Here is a 22810-nt window from a genome sequence, read left to right as displayed (position 1 = left end):
CCGGTTCGCATCTCACGGTCGCCCGGGCCGACTTGGCCACATCGAACTCCATATGACGTGCCCCTGACCGGACTTATCCACAGGCTCAAGCGGATTGGGGCGATTTGCGAGATCGTCAACGCATGACGAATCACAGCGAAACGACCGGATCCTCCGAAAACGGCGACATCGAGCCCACCGCGTACGACCGACACGGCGCCGACCACCAGGTCACCCTGCGCACCCCGGCCGAACTCGCCGACGCCCTGCCGTACCTTCTCGGATACCGCCCCGAGGACAGCATCGTCCTCGTCGCCCTGCACGATCGCGGCGGTCGAGGCCGCTTCGGTGGCCGAGCCCGGCTGGGCATTCCCGCCGGCGCGGACGACTGGGCGTCCGTGGCACGGCAGTTGGCCCACGGCCTGGTGACCGGCAGCGAGCGCAGGGGCACCCGGCCCGAGCAGATGATCGCCTACGTCTGCCAGGAGCCGGCGCCCGGCGAGTCGGGGCGCCAGGTCATGGAGCGTCTGCGTCCACTGGTGCAGAAGCTGCGCACCGAGTGCGGCCGTCTCGATGTGACGGTCATCGAGGCACTCTGCATCTCGGACGGCCGCTTCTGGTCCTACTGCTGCCCGATCGAGGGATGCTGCCCGGTCGACGGATCCCCGATGGGCCTGCCCGGCACCTCCGTGCTGGCCGCCGCGGCGACCTACGCCGGACTCCAAGTGCGCGGCACACTGCGCGAGTTGCGCAGCAGGCTGCAACCGTGGGAGACGGCCGCCGCACTGGAGCAGGAGGCCGCACTGGACGCCGCCGGTTCGGTCCTGGTACCTCGCCTCCTCGACGACGCCTACCGCGCGGACGTGGCGCACGAGACACTGGATCTCGCTCGGTTGGTCCTGAACCGGTTCGTCGCGGCACCACCCGTGTCCGGCGCCCTCCGGTCGGACCTGCGCGACGACGAACTGCTCGCCCACGACGAAGCGGCCACCCTGATCCTCGGCCTCCAGGACCGTACGACCCGCGACCGCGCGGCCGAATGGATGGAGGGCGACGAGGCGGTCCCGGCTCTGCGCCTCTGGCGCGCGCTGGCCCGCCGCTGCGTCGGGCCCTACGGCGAACACGCCGCGGCCCCGCTCACACTCGCGGGCTGGGTCGCATGGTCGACCGGCGACGACCTGGAGGCCCGGGAAGCCCTGGCCATGGCCCTGGGCGCCGACTCCGACTACTTGTTCGCCCGCCTCCTGCACCAGGCCTGCAACGAGGGACTGGACCCGGAGTCGATCCGCCGCTGCTTGCGGGCGGAGCGGAAGGAGCGAGCTGGGGTGGGTGAATCGGCGGTCACCGATGGTTCCGCAGCCCAGGGAGCGAGCGGTTCCGGCGACGTCCAGGCACCGGTGGCGACGCCCACGGCTTCACGCCGTCGACGCCGTGCGCGTACCGCCGACGGAGCCGAGGACCGCCCCCGTTCCGCGGAACCGGACGGCTCCCGCCCTCGCACACCGGCGCAGGGCACCGCGCGTCCGGGCGGCACGCGTGCGCGCACCTCGGGAAAGAGCGGTTCGCGGCGCCGTGACACCTGCAAGGAGCTGCCTCTGCAGGGGAGCAACGGCATCGAGGGGGACGGGTGATCAAAAGGTGGAGGACCGGTGCCAAGCGCCCGTCTCACCCGACCCACCGCCATTCGGTCGGCTTCCCGGGCCGCGGGCGTGACCAGGAGGAGCCCGGCTCCGTTCACCTGAGTGGCGGAACGCCTGATCGGGTCGTGTCGCCGCACAGCCCTTGTCCTCTCGGGACTCTCCATCCGGCGCCGAACACGTCCGAGGCGCACAGAGCGCAGAAGAAGCCGCCCATGCATCAGCCGACTCCGCCCTCCGATGCCGGTGACCGCCCTGGCGGAAGCTTGTCGCAGCCGTCGCAGCCGTCGCAGCCGTCGCAGCCGTCGCAGCCGTCGCAGCCGTCGCAACGGCCGGCGGGTGGCTTGGCGCCCGGTCAGATCCGCCGTCCACCGCCACCCCCGTCCCGGTCCCTGTCCCCATCCCCGTCCCCGTCCCCGCTCCGGTCCTCCTCGCTCTCCCCGCCGCAGAGCCCCGTGCCGCGCACGCCTCGTCCGACGCCCCGCCGATCCGTCGAACTGCCACCCACCCACAACACGCTGATCTGCGTCGCCCTCCCGGGGCTCGCCGTCTCCACCGAGCAGGGCCAGCTGAACGGCCGGGGACTGGAGGGGTTCTACCGCGCGGGCCGGCGGGTGCTCTCCCGCTGCCAGGTGCGGGTGGCCGGACGTGAACCGCTGGCGGTGCAGGCCAGGATGACGGCGGCCGACCGCGCCCGCTTCGTGGGAACCGTACGGGTGGCCCCCGACTGCGGCCCGGACCCAGACCTCGTGGTCGAGCGGATCCGGCACGCCGACGGTACGGAGCGCATCATCCTGCGCAGCGTGTCCTGGCGCCCGCTGCGCCTGCCGGTCGAGGTGGCGCTCGGCGCCGACCTGGCGGAGCTGGGCGCGATCGCAGCAGGCGGCACGGGACCCGAACTCCCCGCCACCGTGCACGACTCCGGGCTGCGCTGGTCCGGCTCCACCGGGAACTCGACGGTCACCGCCGACCCGCCTCCCGCCGACGCGCTGGCCTCCGCAGGGCTGCTGCGCTGGGAGTTCGAACTGCCACCGGGCGGTACGGCGAGCGTGGAACTGCGGGTGCGGCCGGACGGCGCGGGACCGGTACGGGCCGTGGGCCACGCGGCGACCAGCCCACTCGCCTCCGCACGGGCGGCCGGTGACGACCCCCGAGTCCAGGCGCTGCTGCGCACCAGCGTCGAGGATCTCCAGGCACTGCTGCTGCGCGACCCCGCACACCCCGCCGACACGCATCTCGCGGCCGGGGCGCCCTGGCGGTGCGGTCTGGCCCCGGCGGAGTCGCTCACGGCGGCCCGTATGACGCTGCCCCTCGGCACGCGGCTCGCCGCGGGCACACTGCGGACCCTGGCCCGGACCCAACTCCCGCGCCCCGGAGCCCAGTTCGGCATGATCCCGGGACCGCGCCGCGATGCGGGCGCCCATCTGCCGCCGGGGTGCACGGGGACGGAGGCGACCCTGCTCTTCCCGGTGCTGCTCGCGGAGGCCCGCCGCTGGGGGCTCCCGGAGCAGGAGACACAGGAGTTGCTGCCGGCCGCGGAGCGCTGTCTGACCTGGTTGCGGACAACTGTGGGCGGCGGTACCTATCTGCGCGACCCGCAGCCCGGCGGACCCGTCCGCTGCGAGACACAGGCCCACGCCCACCGGGCAGCGCTGCTCGGAGCCGATCTGCTGGACGCGTTCGGCAGACCCGGCGGTGTCGAACTCCGGGAATGGGCCCAGGAGTTGCGCACCGTCTTCCGCGCGGACTTCTGGATCGGGGACCTGGGCGGCGGTCGCCCGGCGGCGGCCCGGCTTCCGGACGGACGCCTCGTGCCGCACCTCGGCGCGACCGCGGCCCATCTCCTCGACACCGGACTGCTCGGCGGCGGCGAGTACGCACCTGGTCTGCTCGACAAGGCGCGGGCGGAACAACTCGCCCGGCTGCTCGGTAGCCCGGCGATGGACTCGGGCTGGGGACTGCGCGGGCTGGGCGCGAAAGAACCGGGATTCAGCCCGTTCGGCCACCGGAGCGGCGCCGTGCGGGTGCAGGAGACGGCCATCGCCGTCGCGGGCCTGGCCGCCGGCGGCTACGAGAAGGAGGCCACCTCGCTGTTGCGCGGCGTCCTGGCTGCGGCCGAGGCGTTCGGACACCGGCTCCCCGAGATGTACGCGGGGGAGCAGCGCACCGACGGGAGCTCTCCCCTTCCCCACCCGGCCGCCTGCCGCCCGGCGGCCACGGCAGCCGCCGCCGGAGTACTGCTGCTGACCACCCTCGCGGGCATCCGCCCCGATGCCCCCGCCGGGACGGTCACCCTCCGCCCGGTCCGCAGCGCGCCCCTGGGTGAGATCGGCCTGACGGGACTGCGGATCGCGGGCGCCCCCTTCTCCGTACGGGTCGGCCGACTCGGTGTCGCCATGGTCGAGGAGGCGGCCGACGGACTGCAATTGGGAGCGTGACCTCGTACGAGTCCCTGTCGGCCGACGGCCGGAAGCGGAGGAAGAACCGCGTATCGCACCGAAGTGGATCAGTCACGGCGGTACCGACGAAGGGAGTGTTTATCGTCAGGCAGACGACTATGATCGCCGCATGTCCTACGACCCGTCAGCGTATCCGCCCTTCGCCGTCACCGTGGACCTGGTCGTGCTGACCGTGCGCCGCCATGCTCTGTGCGGGCTGGCGGTACGCAGGGGTGAGCCGCCCTTTCAGGGACGCTGGGCGCTGCCAGGCGGCTTCGTGCGGGCCGACGAGGACCTGGCCCAGGCCGCCGCCCGCGAGCTGGCCGAGGAGACGGGACTGCGCGCCCACGACCCGGCGGTCCCCGCCCAGGACAACGGAGCACATCTGGAGCAGCTCGCGACCTACGGCGACCCCAAGCGCGACCCGCGGATGCGCGTCGTCAGCGTCGCCCACCTCGCCCTCGCCCCCGACCTGCCCGCACCCCGCGCCGGCGGCGACGCCAGCAACGCGCGCTGGGCACCCGTCGAGGAACTGCTGCAACAGGGCGGCTTCGGACGCGACGGCGACCCGGTGGCGCCGCTGGCCTTCGACCACGCGCAGATCCTGTCCGACGGGGTGGAGCGCGCCCGTTCGAAGATCGAGTACTCGTCCCTGGCCACGGCGTTCTGCCCCACCGAATTCACCGTCGGTGAACTGCGCCGCGTCTACGAGGCGGTGTGGGGAGTGGCGCTCGACCCGCGCAACTTCCACCGCAAGGTGACCGGCACGCCCGGCTTCCTCGTCCCGACCGGCGGTACGACGACGCGTCAGGGCGGACGCCCGGCACAGCTGTTCCGGGCCGGCGGGGCCACGCTGCTCAACCCGCCGATGCTGCGCCCCGAGGTGTGAGGCCGTAGCACCTCGACCGGGGCGATCAAGCCTTGCGGTGCGGGCCGTTCGGTGCCCGAAAAAACGGACATAGCGCGCTATCTTGCTGTGGGTGATCCAGGCCTTCGGACTGACCAGCAACGCCCGCAAGGAGCATCCGCCCGCCGTCGACGACGTCTCCTTCGAGGCCCGTGCGGGCAGTGTCACCGCACTCCTCGGAGCACCGGGTGCGGGAAAGACGACCGCGCTCAGGCTCATGCTAGAACTCCAACAGGGGCGTGGAATCACCTACTTCAGGGGCCGCCCCCTGCATCGCATCGCCCACCCGTCGCGCGAGGTCGGCGTGCTCCTGGGCGATGTACCGGGACATCCGGCCCGCTCGGTCCGCGGCCATCTGCGGATGCTGTGCGCCGCGGCGGGTGTTCCGGCCCGGCGGGCCGACGAGGTCCTCGAAGTGGTCGGCCTCGTGAGCCTGCGCGACGAACGCCTCGGCAGCCTCGCCCGCGGCATGGACCGCCGCCTGGGCCTCGCCTGCGCGCTGTTGTCCGACCCGCACACACTGGTGCTGGACGAACCCGCCGGCGAGCTCTCCGCCCGCGAAAGCCGCTGGCTCCACGGCATGCTGCGCGCGCACGCCGCCCAGGGCGGCACGGTCCTGTTCACCACGGCCCAGCCCAAGGAAGCCGCCCGCAGCGCCGACCGGGTCGTCACCCTCGAACAGGGCAGACTCGTCGCCGACCAGGAGGCCGGAGACTTCGCCCGCACCCGGCTGCGCCCCCGCGTCGCGGTCCGCACCCCGCACGCCGCCCGCCTCGCCGCCCTCCTCACCAAGGAGGCCCGCACCGCGCACCGCTCCGTCGAAGTCGTACGGGAGGAGGGAAACCGCCTTTCCGTGTACGGCAGTACGTGCGCGGACGTCGGCGAGACCGCGTTCCGGCACGACATCCTCGTGCACCAACTCGCCGACGAGATCGGCGATATGGGGCCCGGGGCCGGTACGTCCCCCAAGGGTGGGCCGGAGACCGGTGACGAGCCGCGCGTGCCGGCCCCCTCGGCGGAGCGCTCGGAGGCCGCCGAAGGACCGGAACCCGCCGCAGCAGTCCACCCGCCGCACGAGGCTCGGGCAACTGCCGTCAGCCCCTTGCGGGACACCGCCGTTGACCCCGCGGCTCAGCCGACCACCACAAGCTCCCCTGCGACGCCCGGCCCCCGCGCGCCGAGCCCCACCCGCTCCCGGCTGGTCCCCCTCATCGACCCCGAAGAGACGACCGGCACCCTGCCCCCCGCGCGTGCCCCCCGCCCTTCGCGAGCCGCCACCCTCGACGCCCTGCCCCCGCTCCCGCCCCCCATCTCCGTCCGCTCCGCCCCCAGCCCGCTGCGTCCGCTCCGCTACGAGCTGCGCCGGGCCACCGGTATCGGCACCGGGTTCCTGACCGGGGCCGCCGTACTCGTCGTGTCCGCCCTCACCGCACTGCTGTTGGCCCGCATCGGGCACACCCCGCAGTCGCGCCTGCTGGCCGCGTGGCCACGCGAACTGCCTCTGCCGCCCGCGGCGCTCGGCGCGGGACTGCTAGGGGCGTTCGCCTTCGGCGACGAGTTCCGCCACCCTGCCCTGGCGGCGGACCGCGGCACCGTCCCCCGGCGGATGGGGCTGCTCCTCGCGAAGCTCCTCGTCGCCGCGGCCACCGCGCTGCTGCTGGGCCTTCTCACCGTGGGCTGCGACGCCGAAGTGCTCTACCTCGTATACGGACGGGAGCTCGCGCAGGTTCCCACCGACTGGCTTTCGGCGAGCGCGAGTTGGACCGGGCTGGTCGTCGGGTGCGCCTGGGCCGGGGTGCTGGCCGCGGGCATCTTCCGGTCCACCACGGCAGGGCTCGCCGCGGTGGTCGCCGTACCGATTCTCGTCGTACCCCTCGTGCACAAGGCGCTGGAAGGTCCGGCCGTGCGGGCCGCGGCGGGCTTTCCGCTGCGGCTGCGGAAGGTGTTCCTGCTGCAGTGGCCCTTCGGGGGTGAGCGGTATCTGTCCGCGGCGGCACGAGTCGTCGTCCAACCCGTGGGCGGGGCACTGGCGTTGTCGCTGACCGCACTGCTCTGCGCGTATCTGCTCACGACCCTGCGTAGCAGGGTCCGATGACGACCGCGCGCACCCTTCGGGTCCCGCTCTGCGCACAACTCCCCGGAGAAAGCCCATTTCTTTCCGATAAGGCGTCAATTGCGACGGGGTGAGCGATCACCCTTTCGTGTGCTTTTCACCAAAGACCTCAAGGGAGTTGGAGCCAGCGCCGACAAAGGATCCGTGAGTACCCTTGCGCACACCATGATGACCGCCGCCCGCTCCGCAGACTCCGGTCTCGCCGGCCCGGGCGAACTCGACCGCTACCCCTATGCCGAGGCGCCCGTCACCGAGCGCCTCGGAGCCCCTTCCTGGGACGGTTCCGACCCCGAGCTGGGCCGCGTGGGCCGTCGTGCCGCGGGCAGCCGCGGACGCGGACTGCACGGCCAACTCGTCCAGCAGCTGGGCCAGATGATCGTCTCCGGCGACCTGGGTGCCGACCGCCCGCTGGTGCCCGAGGAGATCGGCCAGCGCTTCGAGGTCTCCCGCACCGTCGTCCGCGAGTCGCTGCGCGTCCTGGAGGCCAAGGGCCTGGTCAGTGCCCGCCCGAACGTCGGCACGCGCGTGCGTCCCGTCAGCGACTGGAACCTCCTCGACCCGGACATCATCGAGTGGCGCGCCTTCGGCCCGCAGCGCGACAACCAGCGCCGCGAGCTGAGCGAGCTGCGCTGGACGATCGAGCCCCTCGCCGCGCGCCTCGCCGCCGGGCACGGGCGCGAGGATGTCCAGCAGCGCCTCTCCGACATGGTCGAGATCATGGGTCACGCCATGGCGCAGGGCGACGCGTTGACCTTCTCCCGCGCGGACGCCGAGTTCCACTCGCTGCTCATCCAGGTCGCGGGCAACCGCATGCTGGAGCACCTCTCCGGGATCGTCTCCTCTGCCCTCCAGGTCTCCGGCGGCCCGGTCACGGGCTGTGACCGCCCGAACGACGCCTCCCTGGCGCACCACGCCCGGATCGTCGACGCCCTCGCGGCCGGCGACGGTGCGGCGGCCGAGGCGGCCATGCGGCAGCTGCTCATCGTGCACCCCGAGGTGGAGCGCGTGGTGCCTGCCCCGCGCGAACACTGACGCGCGGGGTGGCAGGCGCGGTCGAGGCGCGTCGCGCTCCCGTGGCGCCGCCCGGCCTGGTCGCCGTCTTCCGCCGGACCCCGCAGGATCCTCCAGGGAACCGGCGGGGTCCGGCGGCGCGACGGGCGCCGGATCGCCCCGAGAAGTGCCTCTCGCGGCCCCGGGTGACCTCCTCTGCCCGCGTCTGACCGTTTTTGAGCGCTTACGGGGTGTGACTCGGGCCACGCAGATTGGGCGTAACGCTCGCGGGAACTGCGCGATGACCTAAGAGGTGACAGCCGCGGAAGGGAATACGGACGCCGTTCAAGGCGCTGTGATTCTTCCCGGCCCCAGCCCGCGCCGTCGGCCCATCCCCAGTCGGCGGTCGTCGGTTCCTGTCCGTACCGGACGGGGCCGGAAGCCGTTTTCCATCGTTCCGAGAGGTTGTTCGTGTCGGCCAGCACATCCCGTACGCTCCCGCCGGAGATCGCCGAGTCCGTCTCTGTCATGGCGCTCATCGAGCGGGGAAAGGCTGAGGGGCAGATCGCCGGCGATGACGTGCGTCGGGCCTTCGAAGCTGACCAGATTCCGGCCACTCAGTGGAAGAACGTACTGCGCAGCCTCAACCAGATCCTCGAGGAAGAGGGTGTGACGCTGATGGTCAGTGCCGCGGAGCCCAAGCGCACCCGAAAGAGCGTCGCAGCGAAGAGTCCGGCCAAGCGCACCGCCACCAAGACGGTCGCCGCGAAGACGGTGACCGCCAAGAAGGCCACCGCCACCGCGACTCCGGCGGCGCCCCTCGCCGACGCTCCCGCCGAGGACGACGCCCAGAAGGCCGTTGCCAAGAAGGCGGCGCCCGCCAAGAAGGCGGTGGCCAAGAAGGTCGCCGCCAAGAAGACGACTGCTGCGGCGGCCAAGAAGACCAGCGCCAAGAAGGACGACGCCGAACTCGTCGACGACGAGGCCGTCGAGGAGACCCCCGGCAAGACCGGGGACGAGCCCGAGGGCGCCGAGAGCGCCGGCTTCGTACTCTCCGACGAGGACGAGGACGACGCACCCGCGCAGCAGGTCGCCGCTGCCGGTGCCACCGCCGACCCCGTCAAGGACTACCTCAAGCAGATCGGCAAGGTCCCGCTCCTCAACGCGGAGCAGGAGGTCGAGCTCGCCAAGCGCATCGAGGCAGGCCTGTTCGCCGAGGACAAGCTGGCCAACGCCGACAAGCTCGCCCCCAAGCTCAAGCGCGAGCTGGAGATCATCGCCGAGGACGGCCGCCGCGCCAAGAACCACCTCCTGGAGGCGAACCTCCGTCTGGTGGTCTCCCTGGCCAAGCGCTACACCGGCCGCGGCATGCTGTTCCTGGACCTGATCCAGGAGGGCAACCTCGGTCTCATCCGCGCGGTCGAGAAGTTCGACTACACCAAGGGCTACAAGTTCTCCACGTACGCCACCTGGTGGATCCGTCAGGCGATCACCCGCGCGATGGCCGACCAGGCCCGCACCATCCGTATCCCGGTGCACATGGTCGAGGTCATCAACAAGCTCGCGCGCGTGCAGCGCCAGATGCTCCAGGACCTGGGCCGCGAGCCCACCCCGGAGGAGCTGGCCAAGGAACTCGACATGACCCCGGAGAAGGTCATCGAGGTCCAGAAGTACGGCCGTGAGCCGATCTCCCTGCACACCCCCCTGGGTGAGGACGGCGACAGCGAGTTCGGTGACCTCATCGAGGACTCCGAGGCCGTCGTCCCGGCCGACGCGGTCAGCTTCACGCTCCTCCAGGAGCAGCTGCACTCCGTCCTGGACACCCTGTCCGAGCGCGAGGCCGGTGTGGTCTCGATGCGCTTCGGTCTCACCGACGGTCAGCCGAAGACCCTCGACGAGATCGGCAAGGTGTACGGGGTCACCCGCGAGCGCATCCGCCAGATCGAGTCCAAGACCATGTCGAAGCTGCGCCACCCGTCGCGTTCGCAGGTGCTGCGCGACTACCTCGACTAGGCCGTAGTCGTACGTCACGGAAGGCCCGGTCTCCTTTCGGGGAGCCGGGCCTTCGTGTCGGCCGCGGGTGCGCGGTGCGGCACGCTGGATCACTCTGGGTCTCCGATCACCATCCCAGAGTGAGGAACGTGCATGCGTCGTCCCTTTGCCCGGGCGCTGACCCGGCCGCTGGTCCTGGCGGCCGCCGCGTCCGCCATACCGCTGGTCTCCGCGGCCCCCGTGGCCGCCGACAGCATCGTCGTCGGCGGGTTCCCGGTCGATGTCTCCGAGAGCCCGTGGACGGTGGCGCTGTCCAGCCGTGACCGGTTCGGGGGTACCCGGGCGGGGCAGTTCTGCGGCGGTGTGGCGGTGGGCCGGACCACCGTCCTGACGGCGGCCCACTGCATGGGCGACGACGTCGTCGGTACGCCGCCAAACCGCGCGGGCGACCTCAAGGTCCTCGCGGGCCGTACGGACCTGCTCTCGGGCAGCGGCCAGGCGATCGCCGTACGGGACGTGTCGGTCAACCCGGACTACGACACCGTCAGCAACGCCGGCGACTTCGCCGTGCTCACCCTCGCCGCGCCGCTGCCGCAGAGCTCGGTCATCGGGATGGCGGCCACGGGGGACACGGCCTACCGGCCGGGCACGGCCGCCACGGTCTACGGCTGGGGCGATCTCAGCGGCGGCGGCGACTACGCGGGCAGCCTGCACGCCGCGCGCGTCCACGTGCTGCCCGACGCCCGCTGCGAGGAGGCGTATCCGGGCGGTGCGGACGGCACCTACCTCCCCGAGGCCATGCTGTGCGCAGGGGAGCCCCAGGGGGGCCGTGACGCCTGTCAGGGGGACAGCGGGGGGCCGCTGGTCGCGCAGGGCCGGCTGATCGGGCTCGTGTCGTGGGGCAGCGGGTGCGGGCGGGCCGGGAGCCCCGGCGTCTACACCCGGGTGTCCGACGTCCTGCGGACCCTCGGCCGCCACCGCGGCGCACCGGGTCCGCACAAGGGCGCCTGACGGCCCCTGAGGGGCATCGGCGGATACGAGGACGGGCGGCCCTGCTCCTGTGGTTCAGGAGCGGGGCCGCCCGTCGCCGGCCTGTGCCGGTGCTGGCTCGTCGTGGACGCGAAGTGTCAGCGCTCTTCTTCAGGAGTGCTTGCTGCGGGAGCGGCGGTCAGTCGCTCCGACTCGTCCTGTATCTCAGCGGCGATCTTCTTGAGTTCCGGCTCGAACTTGCGGCCGTGGTGGGCGCAGAAGAGCAGTTCTCCGCCGCTGAGCAGGACGACGCGCAGGTATGCCTGGGCGCCGCAGCGGTCGCAGCGGTCGGCGGCCGTCAGCGGGCTCGCGGGGGTCAGAACAGTAGTCACGTCGCCTCTTCTCTAGCTCGACGAGCTGTCGTACCAGGGTCAACATCCAACCAGCCCGAAAACGTTCCCGCTCTGGGCTTTTCCTCGAAAAAATCTTCCGGGGCTGCTGTCTGCTGCCGGTTGGCGGCGAATGTGCCGTATTGCGTGTCTATGTGTCTGTACGGGTTCGCGCTGTGGGTCAGGGGTCGGTCCTCCCGGCTGGGTTGCCGGTTGTTCATGAGGACGTGCCCGGAGCCTAAATGGTTCATGCCCCGAAGGGAACGTGATATGTACTTCACTCCATCGAGGGATCGAACAGGTATACGACCCTGGACTACTGTGAGGAGGAGACGAGGGTGGCGTTACAACGGCTCTACCAGGCCTCGGTACCCTCTGAGCGGCAACCGAAGCCGAGCCCTTACCCAAAAGGGCCTCATCTGAAATTCAGCGAGGAGCGAACCGCGTGACCGCCGAAACGTCCGTGCCGTCGACAGCGCTGCTGGCAGGAGCAGACCGGGACGGTTCCAACTACACCGCGCGGCACCTGCTCGTCCTTGAGGGGCTAGAGGCCGTACGCAAGCGCCCGGGCATGTACATCGGGTCGACCGACAGCCGTGGCCTGATGCACTGTCTGTGGGAGATCATCGACAACTCCGTGGACGAGGCCCTCGGGGGCTACTGCGACCACATCGAGGTGATCCTCCACGACGACGCCTCCGTGGAGGTGCGGGACAACGGCCGGGGCATCCCGGTCGACGTCGAGCCCAAGACCGGTCTCTCCGGTGTCGAGGTCGTCATGACCAAGCTGCACGCCGGCGGCAAGTTCGGCGGCGGCTCCTACGCCGCCTCCGGCGGTCTGCACGGCGTGGGTGCCTCCGTGGTGAACGCCCTGTCCGCGCGGCTCGACGTAGAGGTGGACCGCGGCGGCAGTACCCATGCCATCAGCTTCCGGCGCGGTGTGCCCGGCTCCTTCGCCACCGCCGGTCCCGACGCGGCGTTCGAACCCGGTGGTCTGCGCAAGACCAAGCGGGTCCCCAAGACCCGCACCGGCACGCGCGTGCGCTACTGGGCGGACCGCCAGATCTTCCTCAAGGACGCCAAGCTCTCCCTGGAGAACCTGCACCAGCGGGCCCGCCAGACCGCGTTCCTGGTGCCCGGTCTGACCATCGTCGTCCGCGACGAGTACGGCCTCGGCGAGGGCGGCAGCAAGGGCGAGGAGTCCTTCCGCTTCGACGGCGGCATCAGCGAGTTCTGCGAGTACCTGGCGACCGACAAGCCGGTCTGCGACGTGCTCCGGCTGACGGGTCAGGGCACCTTCAAGGAGACGGTGCCCGTCCTGGACGACCACGGCCAGATGACACCCACCGAGGTCACCCGTGAACTCGGTGTCGACATCGCGCTGCGCTGGGGGACCGGCTACGACACGACCCTCAAGTCGTTCGTCAACATCATCGCCACGCCCAAGGGCGGCACCCACGTCGCGGGCTTCGAGCAGGCCATCGTGAAGACGATGAACGAGGTGGCGCGCGCCAAGAAGCTGCTGCGTGTCGCCGAGGACGACGTCGTCAAGGACGACGCCCTGGAGGGCCTCACCGCGGTCGTCACCGTACGACTCGCCGAGCCCCAGTTCGAGGGCCAGACCAAGGAGGTGCTCGGTACGTCGGCGGCTCGCCGTATCGTCACCAACGTGGTCACCAAGGAGTTCAAGGACTTCCTGACCTCGACGAAGCGCGACGCGGCGGCCCAGGCCCGGGTGGTCATGGAGAAGGCCGTCGCCGCTGCCCGTACGCGTATCGCGGCCCGGCAGCACAAGGACGCGCAGCGCCGCAAGACGGCCCTGGAGTCCTCGTCCCTGCCCGCCAAGCTCGCCGACTGCCGCAGCGACGACGTCGAGCGCAGCGAACTGTTCATCGTCGAGGGAGACTCCGCGCTCGGTACCGCCAAGCTCGCCCGGAACTCCGAGTTCCAGGCGCTGCTGCCGATCCGCGGCAAGATCCTCAACGTCCAGAAGTCGTCCGTCACCGACATGCTGAAGAATGTCGAGTGCGGCGCCATCATCCAGGTCATAGGAGCGGGATCGGGCCGCACCTTCGACATCGACGCGGCCCGCTACGGCAAGATCATCATGATGACCGACGCCGATGTGGACGGCTCCCACATCCGCTGTCTGCTCCTGACCCTCTTCCAGCGCTACATGCGGCCCATGGTCGAGGCCGGCCGGGTGTTCGCCGCGGTGCCGCCGCTGCACCGGGTCGAACTCGTCCAGCCCAAGAAGGGCCAGGACAAGTACGTCTACACGTACTCGGACCGCGAACTGCGCGAGAAGCTCCTGGAGTTCCAGAGCAAGGGCGTCCGGTACAAGGACTCCATCCAGCGCTACAAGGGTCTCGGCGAGATGGACGCCGACCAGCTGGCCGAGACCACGATGGACCCCCGTCACCGCACCCTGCGCCGGATCAACCTCTCCGACCTGGACGCGGCCGAGCAGGTCTTCGATCTGCTGATGGGCAACGACGTGGCACCGCGCAAGGAGTTCATCTCCAGCTCGGCCGCGACCCTGGACCGGTCGCGCATCGACGCGTGATCGCCCACGTGTGACAGACGACGTGTGACAGACGACGTCTGACCGGCGGCGCCGGGCATCGGCTCCGGTCCCGTTCCGAGCCCGATCCGGGCCCGGAACCGAGGGCCGGCCGGTGCCCGGCGTTTGACGTCTGACGGTCGCCGCCTGGCGGTCAACGTCTGCCCGGTGGCGCCGGACGTCGGCTCGGGTCCCGATTCGAGGTCCGGTTCTGGTCTCGGCCAGGTCGGGTCGGCTCGGGGCGGGTCCTGACTCCGATCCCCGGTCGGCTCCCAACCCCGGGCCAGGGCCGAAACCGATCCCGGTCTTGGCCCCCGGCCCGGAACCGCACCGGGGCCGGAGCCGAGGCACCGGCCGAAACTCGGCGCCGTCGGTCCGCTCCACCCGTGGGTGGAGGTCGGTGCGGTCGGAGGATCCACCCACGATCCACCCTGGCGCCGATCTGCCGACCTGCGAATTTCCGTAGCTTCGAAGGCGTCGGCAGCGCTCGCCGCCGACATCCCCTTCCGCTCACGGAGGCTCTGATGTCCGGGCTCGTCAACGCGTTGGTGATCGTGGCCGTCGCCGCCCTGGTGATCGCGCGACAGTTCAGCGCCCGCCAGATCGGGACCGACCGGCGCTGGTGGCTCCTCCCTGCCGTCCTCGCCGTCGTCGCCCTCCGCGAGCCCGGCATACTCGACGCGCACCACCACACCGAGTCGGCCCTCCTGCTCGGTGTCGAGCTGCTCATCGGGCTGGCCACCGGCGCCGGCTGGGCCTGGACCACACGCCTGTGGGTGGAGGCGGACGGTTCCGTGTGGAGCAAGAGCACCAAGGCGAGCGGAGGCGTCTGGATCGTCGGCATAGCCCTGCGCGTCGGCCTCATCGCCCTTGGCGCGCTGATCGGCGTGCACCAGAACAGCTCCGCCCTGATGCTCGGTCTCGCGGCCACGCTGCTGGTTCGCTCCGGCGTCCTGGTCTGGCGGGCCCAGTCCGTCACCGGGACGGCCGGACCCGCCCCGGCGTACGGTCTCGGCATGACGAGGCCCGCCCGGAAGGAGCGCGCGTGACGGAGAACGCGTGGACGCGCTGGCCCTCGCGGGAGGCGCTGACACGGGCGGGAGTCTCACGGCCCCGGCGCCTGCTCGCCTGGGCCGTGCGGCTGCTGGTGCTCGGCGTGCTCTTGTGGGGCGCCTACACCGGCCACCACCTCCACGGCTGGGCCCTCGCCGGCGGCATTGCCGGGATCCTCGTGACCGCGACCCTCGCCTGGGGCTTCTGGCGCACCACCCTCGCCCACAGACTCTGGCCGTCGCTGGGCCTCATCGCCGCGCTCATCGGAATCGCGATCGCGGGACAGGCGGCGGGCTTCACGGTCCCGGCCCTCGTCGTCTGGTGCGGATGTGCGGTTACCTCGCTGGAGCGGCTGCCCATCGCGGTCGCCCTCCCCGTGACATCGGTCTCCCTCGCGACCTACGCCGCGGTCAACAACGACGTATGGCTGACCACCGCGGTCACGACAGCCGGACTGGCCCTCGCCGGCTACACGCTCCGCCTCGACGCCGAGGCGCGGGGCAACGCCCAGCGGCTGCTCGCACAGGAACGCATGGCCCGCGCGGCCGAGGCGGAGTCCGCCGCGCTGGCGGAACGGGCCCGTATAGCCCGGGAGATCCACGACGTGCTGGCACACAGCCTCTCGGCCCAGCTCGTGCACCTGGAGGCTGCCCGGCTGCTGATCGAGCGGGGCGCGGACCGGCAGACGATCCTCGAACGGGTCGTGGCAGCACGGGGAATGGCCCGGGACGGCCTCGCCGAGACCCGGCAGGCCCTGTCCGCCCTGCGGGGCGAGATGACCCCGCTGGAGGACTTCCTGACCGAGATCGTCGCTACGACGGCCGGTGCGGAGGTCACTGTTACGGGTGATCGGCGGCAGCTCTCGGCCGAGGCCTCGCAGGCCGTGCGCAGGGTCGCCCAGGAGGCCCTGACGAACGTCCGCAAGCATGCCCCGGGCGCCAAGGTGCTGCTTCGGCTGGAGTACGGCGAGCACGAAGTGCGGCTGGATGTACGGGACTTTGGCGGTTCGCCCGGTGAACTGACCGGTGCGGGAGGTGGGTACGGTCTGCTGGGCATGCGGGAACGAGCCGAGTTGCTGGGTGGTTCACTGCGGGCCGGGCCGGAGGAGGAGGGATTCGTGGTGACGCTGAAGGTGCCCGCATGACGGAGGCGGCCTTGAAGAAACCCGCGCGGGTCGTGGTCGCGGACGACCAGACCGTCGTACGGGAAGGCATCGTGATGCTGCTGGGACTGCTGCCCGGGATCGAGGTCGTCGGCGCCGCGGTCGACGGGGACGAGGCGGTGCGGCTCGTCGCCGAACTCGCCCCGGACGTCGTCCTGATGGACCTGCGCATGCCCCGCTGCGACGGTGTCGAGGCGACCCGGCGGATCCGCGCGGAACATCCCGGAACGCAGGTCGTGGTGCTCACGACCTTCGCGGACGACGCGTCACTCTTCCCGGCGCTGCGCGCGGGAGCACGCGGCTACCTCACCAAGGACGCGGGCGGCGACGAGATCGTACGGGCCGTGCAGAGCGTGCTCTCCGGGGACGCGGGTCTGTCGCCGAGCATCCAACGGCGGCTGCTGGAACGCCTGTCGGACCCCGAGCCGCAGCCCTCGCCGGATCCCGCCGAGCCACCGGACGGGCTCACCGCGCGGGAGGCCGAGGTGCTGGTGCTGATCGCCGAGGGCCTGACCAACCAGGAGATCGCCCGCGAACTGCATGTCTCCACGGCGACCGTGAAGACCCACATCAACAACCTGTTCGCCAAGACGGGGCTCAAGGACCGCGCGCAGGCGGTGCGTTACGCCTACGGGAAGGGACTGGTGCGGCCACCAGCGGGTTGAGTCACCTGATGGGGTGAAGACCCGGGAGAAGAAGAGTCGGGGATCTTCCCGTTCTGTCCATCCTTGGGCATGCAGTCAAGCAACGGCCGTCCCCGCGGTGGCGCGAGTGGTCACGAGGGGCCGGCCGACAACCACGAAGGTCATGACCCGACCCCCGCCGAGGCATCCGGAAAGGTGAGGTACCACGACCCGTGGTACGACGCACTCGCGTCCGGCTGGGGCGAGCTGGACGGCACGGGGGCGCTCGCTCCCGAGGTGCCGGCCGCGCGCAGGGAGGACGGGGGACCGGCGCTGCGGGCCGGGGACGTGTATCTCGACGTGCAGCGCAGCGCGGCCTTCCAGGAGGTGCGCAGCCGGTATCTGAGGTTCGTGGTGCCGGGCGTGATCGTCTTCCTCACCTGGTACGTGGCCTACGTGGTGGCGGCGACGACCGCGCCCGGACTGATGGCTCGGCCCGTGGCCGGCGCCGTGAACGTGGGGATGGTCGCGGGGCTCGGGCAGTTCCTCACCACGTTCCTGCTGACCTGGGCGTACGCCCGCCATGCGCGGCTGCGCAGGGACCGGGCCGCGCTCGAACTGCGGTGGGACACCCAGGAACTGACGCGTGGTGTCCGAGGCGGTGTTCTGTGACGGGCAATCATCAGACGCTGGCGTTGCTGCTGTTCAGCGGGTTCGTCGCCGTCACCCTGGGGATCACGACCTGGGTGAGCCGCAACCGGCACGGCTCGGCGGAGGAGTTCTACGCGGGCGGGCGGCTCTTCTCCCCGATGGAGAATGGTTTTGCCATCGCGGGCGACTACATGTCGGCCGCCTCCTTCCTCGGCGTCACCGGACTCATCGCGCTGTACGGCTACGACGGCATGCTCTACGTGGTGGGCTTCCTCGTCGCCTGGCTCGTGGTGCTGTTCCTGGTCGCCGAACTGGTGCGCAACTGTGGGCGGTTCACGCTCGCCGACGTGGTCGCCGCGCGGATGAGCGAGCGGCCCGTGCGGATCGCGGCGGGAACTTCCTCGGTCGCCGTGTCCGTTCTGTATCTGGTGGCACAGATGGTGGGCGCGGGCAGTCTGGTGTCACTGCTGCTGGGCGGGACCAGCCCGGCCGCGCGGGCGTGGACCGTCATCGGCGTCGGCGCGCTCATGGTGATCTATGTGTCGTTGGGAGGGATGCGGGCCACCACCTGGATCCAGATCGTCAAGGCGATCCTGCTGCTGAGCACCACCGTCGCGCTGACGGTGCTGGTGCTGCTGCGCTTCCACGGGAACATCGACCAACTGCTGCTCACCGCGGCCGACCGCAGCGGCCACGGCCTGTCGTTCCTGGCGCCGGGGCTCAAGTACGGCGGGGACTGGACCGCGCGGTTCGACTTCATCAGCCTGGGCCTGGCGCTCGTGCTGGGTACGGCCGGACTGCCGCACATCCTGTCCCGCTTCTACACCGTGCCGACCGCGCGGGCCGCACGCCGTTCGGTGGTCTGGTCGATCGGGCTCGTCGGCGGCTTCTACCTGATGATGATCGTGCTCGGCTTCGCCGCAGCCGCCGTCGTCGGACCGGAGGCCCTCAAGAAGTCGAACGCGGCGGGGAACACCGCGGTCCCGCTGCTGGCACTCGACCTCGGCGGCGGCGCCGACTCCACGGGCGGCACGGTCCTGTTCGCGATCGTCGCCGCCGTGGCCTTCGCCACGATCCTCGCGGTGGTCGCCGGGATCACGCTGGCCTCCTCGGCCTCCGTGGCCCACGACCTCTACGCGTCGCTGCGCCGCCGCCGCGCCAAGCCGTACAGCGAGGTCGCGGTGGCGCGGACGGCGGCGGTCGGCATCGGGGTGATCGCGATCGCGCTGGGCCTGCTCGCCAGGGACCTCAACGTGGCCTTCCTGGTGGGCCTGGCCTTCGCCGTCGCCGCCTCCGCGAACCTTCCGGTGCTGCTCTACTCCCTGTTCTGGCGCGGCTTCACCACCCGCGGTGCCGTCTGGGCCGTATACGGCGGACTGATCCCCGCGCTGGCCCTCGTGCTGCTCTCGCCGGTCGTGTCGGGCAGCCCCGATTCACTGTTCCCGGGCGTCGACTTCCAGTTCTTCCCGCTCCAGAACCCCGGCCTCGTCTCGATCCCGCTGGGCTTCCTGGCCGGCTGGCTGGGCACGGTCACCTCGCCGGAGATCCCGGACGAGGCGAAACACGCGGAGACCGAGGTACGGGCGCTGACGGGGGCGGGGGCCGTGTAGCCGGGGCGACCTCCGCCGTCGTACGGGAGCCGCTGCCGACCCCGCGGGGCTACGGCGCCACCCAGGCGTAGCGGTGTTCGGGGCGGCCGGTGTCGCCGTACTTGAGGGAGAGGCGGAGGCGGCCGGCCTGTTCCAGGTGGCGGAGGTAGCGCTGCGCCGTGGAGCGGCTCAGGCCGGTCTCGGCGGCGACCTCGTGGGCCGAGAGCGGGTGGCCGGCGCGGTGCAGGACGCCGCAGATCAGGTCGGTGGTCGGTTCCGAGTGGCCGCTCGGCAGACCGGGGGAGGCCGGTGCGGTGGTCGTGCGCAGGGCGCCGAAGATGCGGTCGACCTGCTCCTGGCCGGCGATGCCGCGCCCGCCGACGCGGTCGACGGTGCGGCGCAGGGCGGCGTACGAGTCCAGGCGGGTGCGCAGCGCGGCGAAGGTGAACGGCTTGACCAGATAGTGCAGGGCGCCGAGGCGCATCGCCCGCTGCACGGTCGTCACATCGCTGGCCGCCGTGATCATGATGACGTCGGTGGTGTGGCCCTGTTGCCGCATGCGGTGGACGAGTTCGAGACCCGTCTGGTCGGGCAGGTAGTGGTCGAGCAGTACGAGGTCGATGGCTCCGCGTTCCACGGTGGCCAGCGCCTGCGCAGCGCTGTGTGCGCGGGCGGCGACCCGGAAACCGGGAACCTTTCCCACGTACTTCGCGTTGATCTCGGCGACGCGGAAATCGTCGTCCACGACCATGACGTCAATCATTGGGCCTCTTTCCTCAAGGCCAGGCGAGCGTTAAGCCCGTGTTTCGGCTCCGCAGTTGTAGCGCGAGCAAAACGAGCACAACAGGCTCTTGCGAGCAAAAGAACGGCTTGCGCCCAGAAGACTCCTGTCGTGGTCCGGGCCACATCTACGGTCCCCGCCATGAGCGTAGACACCAGCCCCGCCATCGAGCTGCGGGGCGCGAGCAAGACCTTCAGGACCCCGTCGGGGGGTCTGCACACGGCCGTACGGGGGCTTGATCTCACCGTAGGACGTGGCGAGTTCGTGGCGGTCGTGGGCCCCACGGGCTGCGGCAAGTCGACCACGCTGACCCTCGTCAGCGGACTGGAAGAGCCCTCCGAGGGCGATGTGCTGGTGGCCGGGGAGCCGGTCTCCGGCGTCGGCGACAAGGTGGGCTTCGTCTTCCAGCAGGACGCCACCTTCCCCTGGCGCACGGTCCTCTCCAACGTCATGGCGGGCCCGCGCTTCCGCGGCGTACCGAAGGCGGAGGCCAGGGCGAAGGCGCGCGAGTGGCTGGCCCGGGTCGGGCTCTCCGCCTTCGAGGACCGCTATCCGCACCAGCTCTCCGGCGGTATGCGCAAGCGCGTCGCGCTCGCCGCGACCTTCGTCAACGACCCCGAGATCCTGCTGATGGACGAGCCGTTCTCGGCGCTCGACGTGCAGACCAGGGCCCTGATGTCGGACGAGCTCCTGGAGCTGTGGGAGGGCACCGGCGCCTCGGTCGTCTTCGTGACCCACGACCTGGAGGAGTCCATCGCGCTGGCCGACAAGGTCGTCGTGATGACCGCCGGGCCGGCCACCGTGAAGCAGGTCTTCGACATCGACCTGCCTCGGCCCCGCAAGGTCGAATCCGTGCGCCTGGAGCCGCGCTTCATCGAGATCTACCGCGAGATCTGGGAGTCCCTCGGCGAAGAGGTCCGCATCACGCGCGAGAGGGGTGCGGCCAATGTCGCCTGACGTCATACCCGAGGACCGGGTCGCCACGGCCGTCACCGAGCCCGGCGGCAAGACGGACCGCGCCCATTCACGCGCGCGTGCCGCCCGTAAACGCAAGCTCGGTGTCGGGGCGGCGAGAGTGCTGCTCCTGGTCGCCGTTCTCGGTCTGTGGGAGGCGCTCTCCCGGGCCAAGGTCATCGATCCGTTCAACTTCTCGATGCCCTCGAAGATCTGGGACCAGATCTACACCTGGGTGATGCACGGGACCGCGCTCGGCTCTCTGGGGGAGCAGATCTGGTTCACGCTCCAGGAGGCGCTGCTGGGCTGGATCATCGGTGTGATCGCCGGTGTCGTGTTCGGTATCGCGCTGGGGCGGATCACCTTGCTCGCCGACATCCTTGGTCCATACATCAAGGTGCTCAACTCCATACCGAGGATCGTGCTCGCCCCGATCTTCGTGATCTGGTTCGGACTCGGACCGGCCTCCAAGGTCGCCTCGGCCGTCGTGCTCGTCTTCTTCCCGGTGTTCTTCAACGCCTTCCAGGGCGCCCGCGAGGTCGACCGCAACCTGGTCGCCAACGCCCGCATCCTCGGCGCCAGCGACCGCAGGGTGACCCTCCAGGTCGTCATCCCGTCCGCCACCTCCTGGATCTTCACCAGCCTCCACGTCAGCTTCGGCTTCGCCCTCATCGGCGCGATCGTCGGCGAGTACATCGGCGCGACCAAGGGCATCGGCCTGCTCGTCGCGCAGTCTCAGGGCACCTTCAACGCGGCCGGTGTGTACGCCGCGATGGTGATCCTCGCGGTCGTCGCCCTCGTCGCCGAGGGGCTCCTCACCTTCGCCGAGAACCGCATCTTCCGCTGGAAGCCGTCGGGCTCCGACAGCTGAACGGCCCCTCCCGGGGCCCCTGTTGAAGAGCCCCGCTGCCTCCCCGCACCGCACCCTCACAAGGACGTGAACCGCCATGCGCAAGACCGCCAGATACGCCGCCCTGGCCGCCTCGGGCCTGCTCGCCCTCTCCTCGCTCACCGCCTGCGCCAACGACGCGGCCAGCACCGCCTCCACCGGCTCCGGCGCCAAGGGCGACGGCAAGGGCGAGAAGGTCAAGATCATGGTCGGTGGCCTGGACAAGGTCATCTACCTGCCCGCGATGCTCACCCAGCGGCTCGGTTACTTCGACGCCGAGGGCCTCGACGTCGAGCTGCTGAGCGAACCGGCCGGCGTCCAGGCCGAGACCGCGCTCGTCTCCGGGCAGGTCCAGGGAGCCGTCGGCTTCTACGACCACACGCTCGACCTCCAGGTCAAGGGCAAGTCGGTCGAGTCCGTGGTGCAGTTCTCGCAGGCGCCCGGCGAGGTGGAGGTCGTGTCCACCAAGGCGGCCGGGAAGGTCAAGTCGGCCAAGGACTTCAAGGGCAAGAAGCTCGGCGTGACCGGCCTCGGCTCCTCCACCGACTTCCTCACCAAGTACCTCGCCGTCAAGAACGGCGTCAACGTCAGCGAGTTCACCCCGGTCGCCGTGGGGGCGGGACCGACCTTCGTGGCAGCCCTCCAACAGGGCTCCATCGACGCCGGCATGACGACCGACCCGACCGTCGCGACGATCCTGGACAAGAAGGCCGGCACGATCCTCGTCGACATGCGGACGCCCGAGGGATCGCAGGCGGCGCTCGGTGGGCCGTACCCGTCGTCAAGTCTGTACATGCAGACGGACTGGGTGAACAGCCACAAGTCAACTGTGCAGAAGATGGTCAATGCATTCGTCAAGACGCTCAAGTGGATGTCCACACACAGTGCCACCGAGATCGCCGACAAGATGCCCGCCGACTACTCCCAGGGCAACAAGACCCTCTACGCCGACGCGATCAAGAGCACGCTGCCGATGTTCACCAAGGACGGCGTGATGCCGGCCAACGGCCCGGAGACCGTCGAGAAGGTGCTCAAGGCGTTCAACCCCACCATCAAGAACGCCGACGTGGACCTCGACAAGACGTACACGACCGAGTTCGTGAAGAACGCGACCGGCTGACCGGCCGTGCC

General features: G+C 70.8%; 18 protein-coding genes. 16 read left to right on the top strand and 2 right to left on the bottom strand.

Going from position 1 to position 22810, the window contains the following annotated elements; all coding sequences use genetic code 11:
• Positions 1-122 precede the first annotated feature (122 nt).
• The 7 genes from ACQHII_RS13680 to ACQHII_RS13650 all read left to right on the top strand — a co-directional run bounded on the left by ACQHII_RS13680 (position 123) and on the right by ACQHII_RS13650 (position 11067).
• Positions 123-1610: a DUF4192 domain-containing protein gene (locus tag ACQHII_RS13680; protein WP_427919573.1), complete on the top strand. Its 1488-nt coding sequence runs from the start codon at positions 123-125 to the stop codon at positions 1608-1610.
• 461 nt (positions 1611-2071) lie between these two features.
• Positions 2072-4054 (top strand): glycogen debranching N-terminal domain-containing protein, encoded by a 1983-nt coding sequence (locus ACQHII_RS13675; RefSeq protein ID WP_427919572.1) that lies wholly within the window; start codon positions 2072-2074, stop codon positions 4052-4054.
• Positions 4055-4184: 130 nt separating this feature from the next.
• Positions 4185-4943 carry an NUDIX hydrolase gene (locus tag ACQHII_RS13670; RefSeq protein ID WP_019072914.1) on the top strand — a complete coding sequence of 253 codons (759 nt, stop codon included), beginning with the start codon at positions 4185-4187 and terminating at the stop codon, positions 4941-4943.
• 91 nt (positions 4944-5034) lie between these two features.
• A complete protein-coding gene (locus tag ACQHII_RS13665; RefSeq protein WP_427919571.1) occupies positions 5035-7056 on the top strand; it encodes an ATP-binding cassette domain-containing protein in 2022 nt (673 codons plus the stop codon).
• Positions 7057-7218: 162 nt separating this feature from the next.
• Positions 7219-8106 carry a FadR/GntR family transcriptional regulator gene (locus ACQHII_RS13660; RefSeq protein ID WP_086022045.1) on the top strand — a complete coding sequence of 296 codons (888 nt, stop codon included), beginning with the start codon at positions 7219-7221 and terminating at the stop codon, positions 8104-8106.
• Between the two features lie 429 nt (positions 8107-8535).
• Positions 8536-10077 (top strand): RNA polymerase sigma factor, encoded by a 1542-nt coding sequence (locus ACQHII_RS13655; protein WP_427919570.1) that lies wholly within the window; start codon positions 8536-8538, stop codon positions 10075-10077.
• 132 nt (positions 10078-10209) lie between these two features.
• On the top strand, positions 10210-11067 hold the full coding sequence (locus ACQHII_RS13650; RefSeq protein WP_427919569.1) for a S1 family peptidase: 858 nt from the start codon (positions 10210-10212) through the stop codon (positions 11065-11067).
• 116 nt (positions 11068-11183) lie between these two features.
• On the opposite strand, the gene ACQHII_RS13645 is transcribed toward ACQHII_RS13650, so the two are convergent.
• The gene (locus ACQHII_RS13645; RefSeq protein WP_019072919.1) at positions 11184-11417 is read right to left on the bottom strand and encodes a DUF7455 domain-containing protein; all 234 of its coding nucleotides are present in this window, start codon (positions 11415-11417) and stop codon (positions 11184-11186) included.
• 442 nt (positions 11418-11859) lie between these two features.
• Here ACQHII_RS13645 and ACQHII_RS13640 point away from each other — a divergent pair, with 442 nt between their 5' ends.
• The 6 genes from ACQHII_RS13640 (at position 11860) to ACQHII_RS13615 (ending at position 19076) form a co-directional block, all read left to right on the top strand.
• A complete protein-coding gene (locus tag ACQHII_RS13640; RefSeq protein ID WP_427919568.1) occupies positions 11860-13980 on the top strand; it encodes a DNA gyrase/topoisomerase IV subunit B in 2121 nt (706 codons plus the stop codon).
• A 521-nt stretch (positions 13981-14501) separates the two neighbouring features.
• A complete protein-coding gene (locus ACQHII_RS13635) occupies positions 14502-15026 on the top strand; it encodes a DUF1453 domain-containing protein (protein ID WP_427919567.1) in 525 nt (174 codons plus the stop codon).
• On the top strand, positions 15023-16174 hold the full coding sequence (locus ACQHII_RS13630) for a sensor histidine kinase (RefSeq protein WP_427919566.1): 1152 nt from the start codon (positions 15023-15025) through the stop codon (positions 16172-16174). Before ACQHII_RS13635 ends, ACQHII_RS13630 begins: the two co-directional genes overlap by 4 nt.
• The gene (locus ACQHII_RS13625) at positions 16171-16857 is read left to right on the top strand and encodes a response regulator transcription factor (protein WP_427919565.1); all 687 of its coding nucleotides are present in this window, start codon (positions 16171-16173) and stop codon (positions 16855-16857) included. Before ACQHII_RS13630 ends, ACQHII_RS13625 begins: the two co-directional genes overlap by 4 nt.
• A 69-nt stretch (positions 16858-16926) precedes the next feature.
• A complete protein-coding gene (locus tag ACQHII_RS13620; protein WP_427919564.1) occupies positions 16927-17487 on the top strand; it encodes a DUF485 domain-containing protein in 561 nt (186 codons plus the stop codon).
• Positions 17484-19076, top strand: a complete 1593-nt coding sequence (locus ACQHII_RS13615) for a solute symporter family protein (protein WP_427919563.1) — start codon at positions 17484-17486, stop codon at positions 19074-19076. The genes ACQHII_RS13620 and ACQHII_RS13615 overlap by 4 nt, the downstream gene beginning before the upstream one ends.
• A 49-nt stretch (positions 19077-19125) precedes the next feature.
• Here ACQHII_RS13615 and ACQHII_RS13610 read toward each other — a convergent pair whose 3' ends face one another.
• Positions 19126-19818, bottom strand: a complete 693-nt coding sequence (locus ACQHII_RS13610; protein ID WP_019072926.1) for a response regulator — start codon at positions 19816-19818, stop codon at positions 19126-19128.
• Between the two features lie 159 nt (positions 19819-19977).
• Between ACQHII_RS13610 and ACQHII_RS13605 the strand changes: the two genes are divergently transcribed.
• The 3 genes from ACQHII_RS13605 to ACQHII_RS13595 all read left to right on the top strand — a co-directional run bounded on the left by ACQHII_RS13605 (position 19978) and on the right by ACQHII_RS13595 (position 22799).
• The gene (locus ACQHII_RS13605) at positions 19978-20793 is read left to right on the top strand and encodes an ABC transporter ATP-binding protein (protein WP_427919562.1); all 816 of its coding nucleotides are present in this window, start codon (positions 19978-19980) and stop codon (positions 20791-20793) included.
• Positions 20783-21661: an ABC transporter permease gene (locus ACQHII_RS13600; RefSeq protein ID WP_427919561.1), complete on the top strand. Its 879-nt coding sequence runs from the start codon at positions 20783-20785 to the stop codon at positions 21659-21661. Before ACQHII_RS13605 ends, ACQHII_RS13600 begins: the two co-directional genes overlap by 11 nt.
• A gap of 76 nt (positions 21662-21737) precedes the next feature.
• Positions 21738-22799 (top strand): ABC transporter substrate-binding protein, encoded by a 1062-nt coding sequence (locus tag ACQHII_RS13595; protein ID WP_019072929.1) that lies wholly within the window; start codon positions 21738-21740, stop codon positions 22797-22799.
• Positions 22800-22810: the final 11 nt, after the last annotated feature.

Origin of the sequence: Streptomyces sp. cg40, assembly GCF_050320165.1 — a bacterium.
GTDB lineage: Bacteria > Actinomycetota > Actinomycetes > Streptomycetales > Streptomycetaceae > Streptomyces > Streptomyces hokutonensis.
The sequence above is the reverse complement of the archived record's forward strand: the minus strand, read 5'-3'. Positions and strand labels throughout refer to the sequence as shown.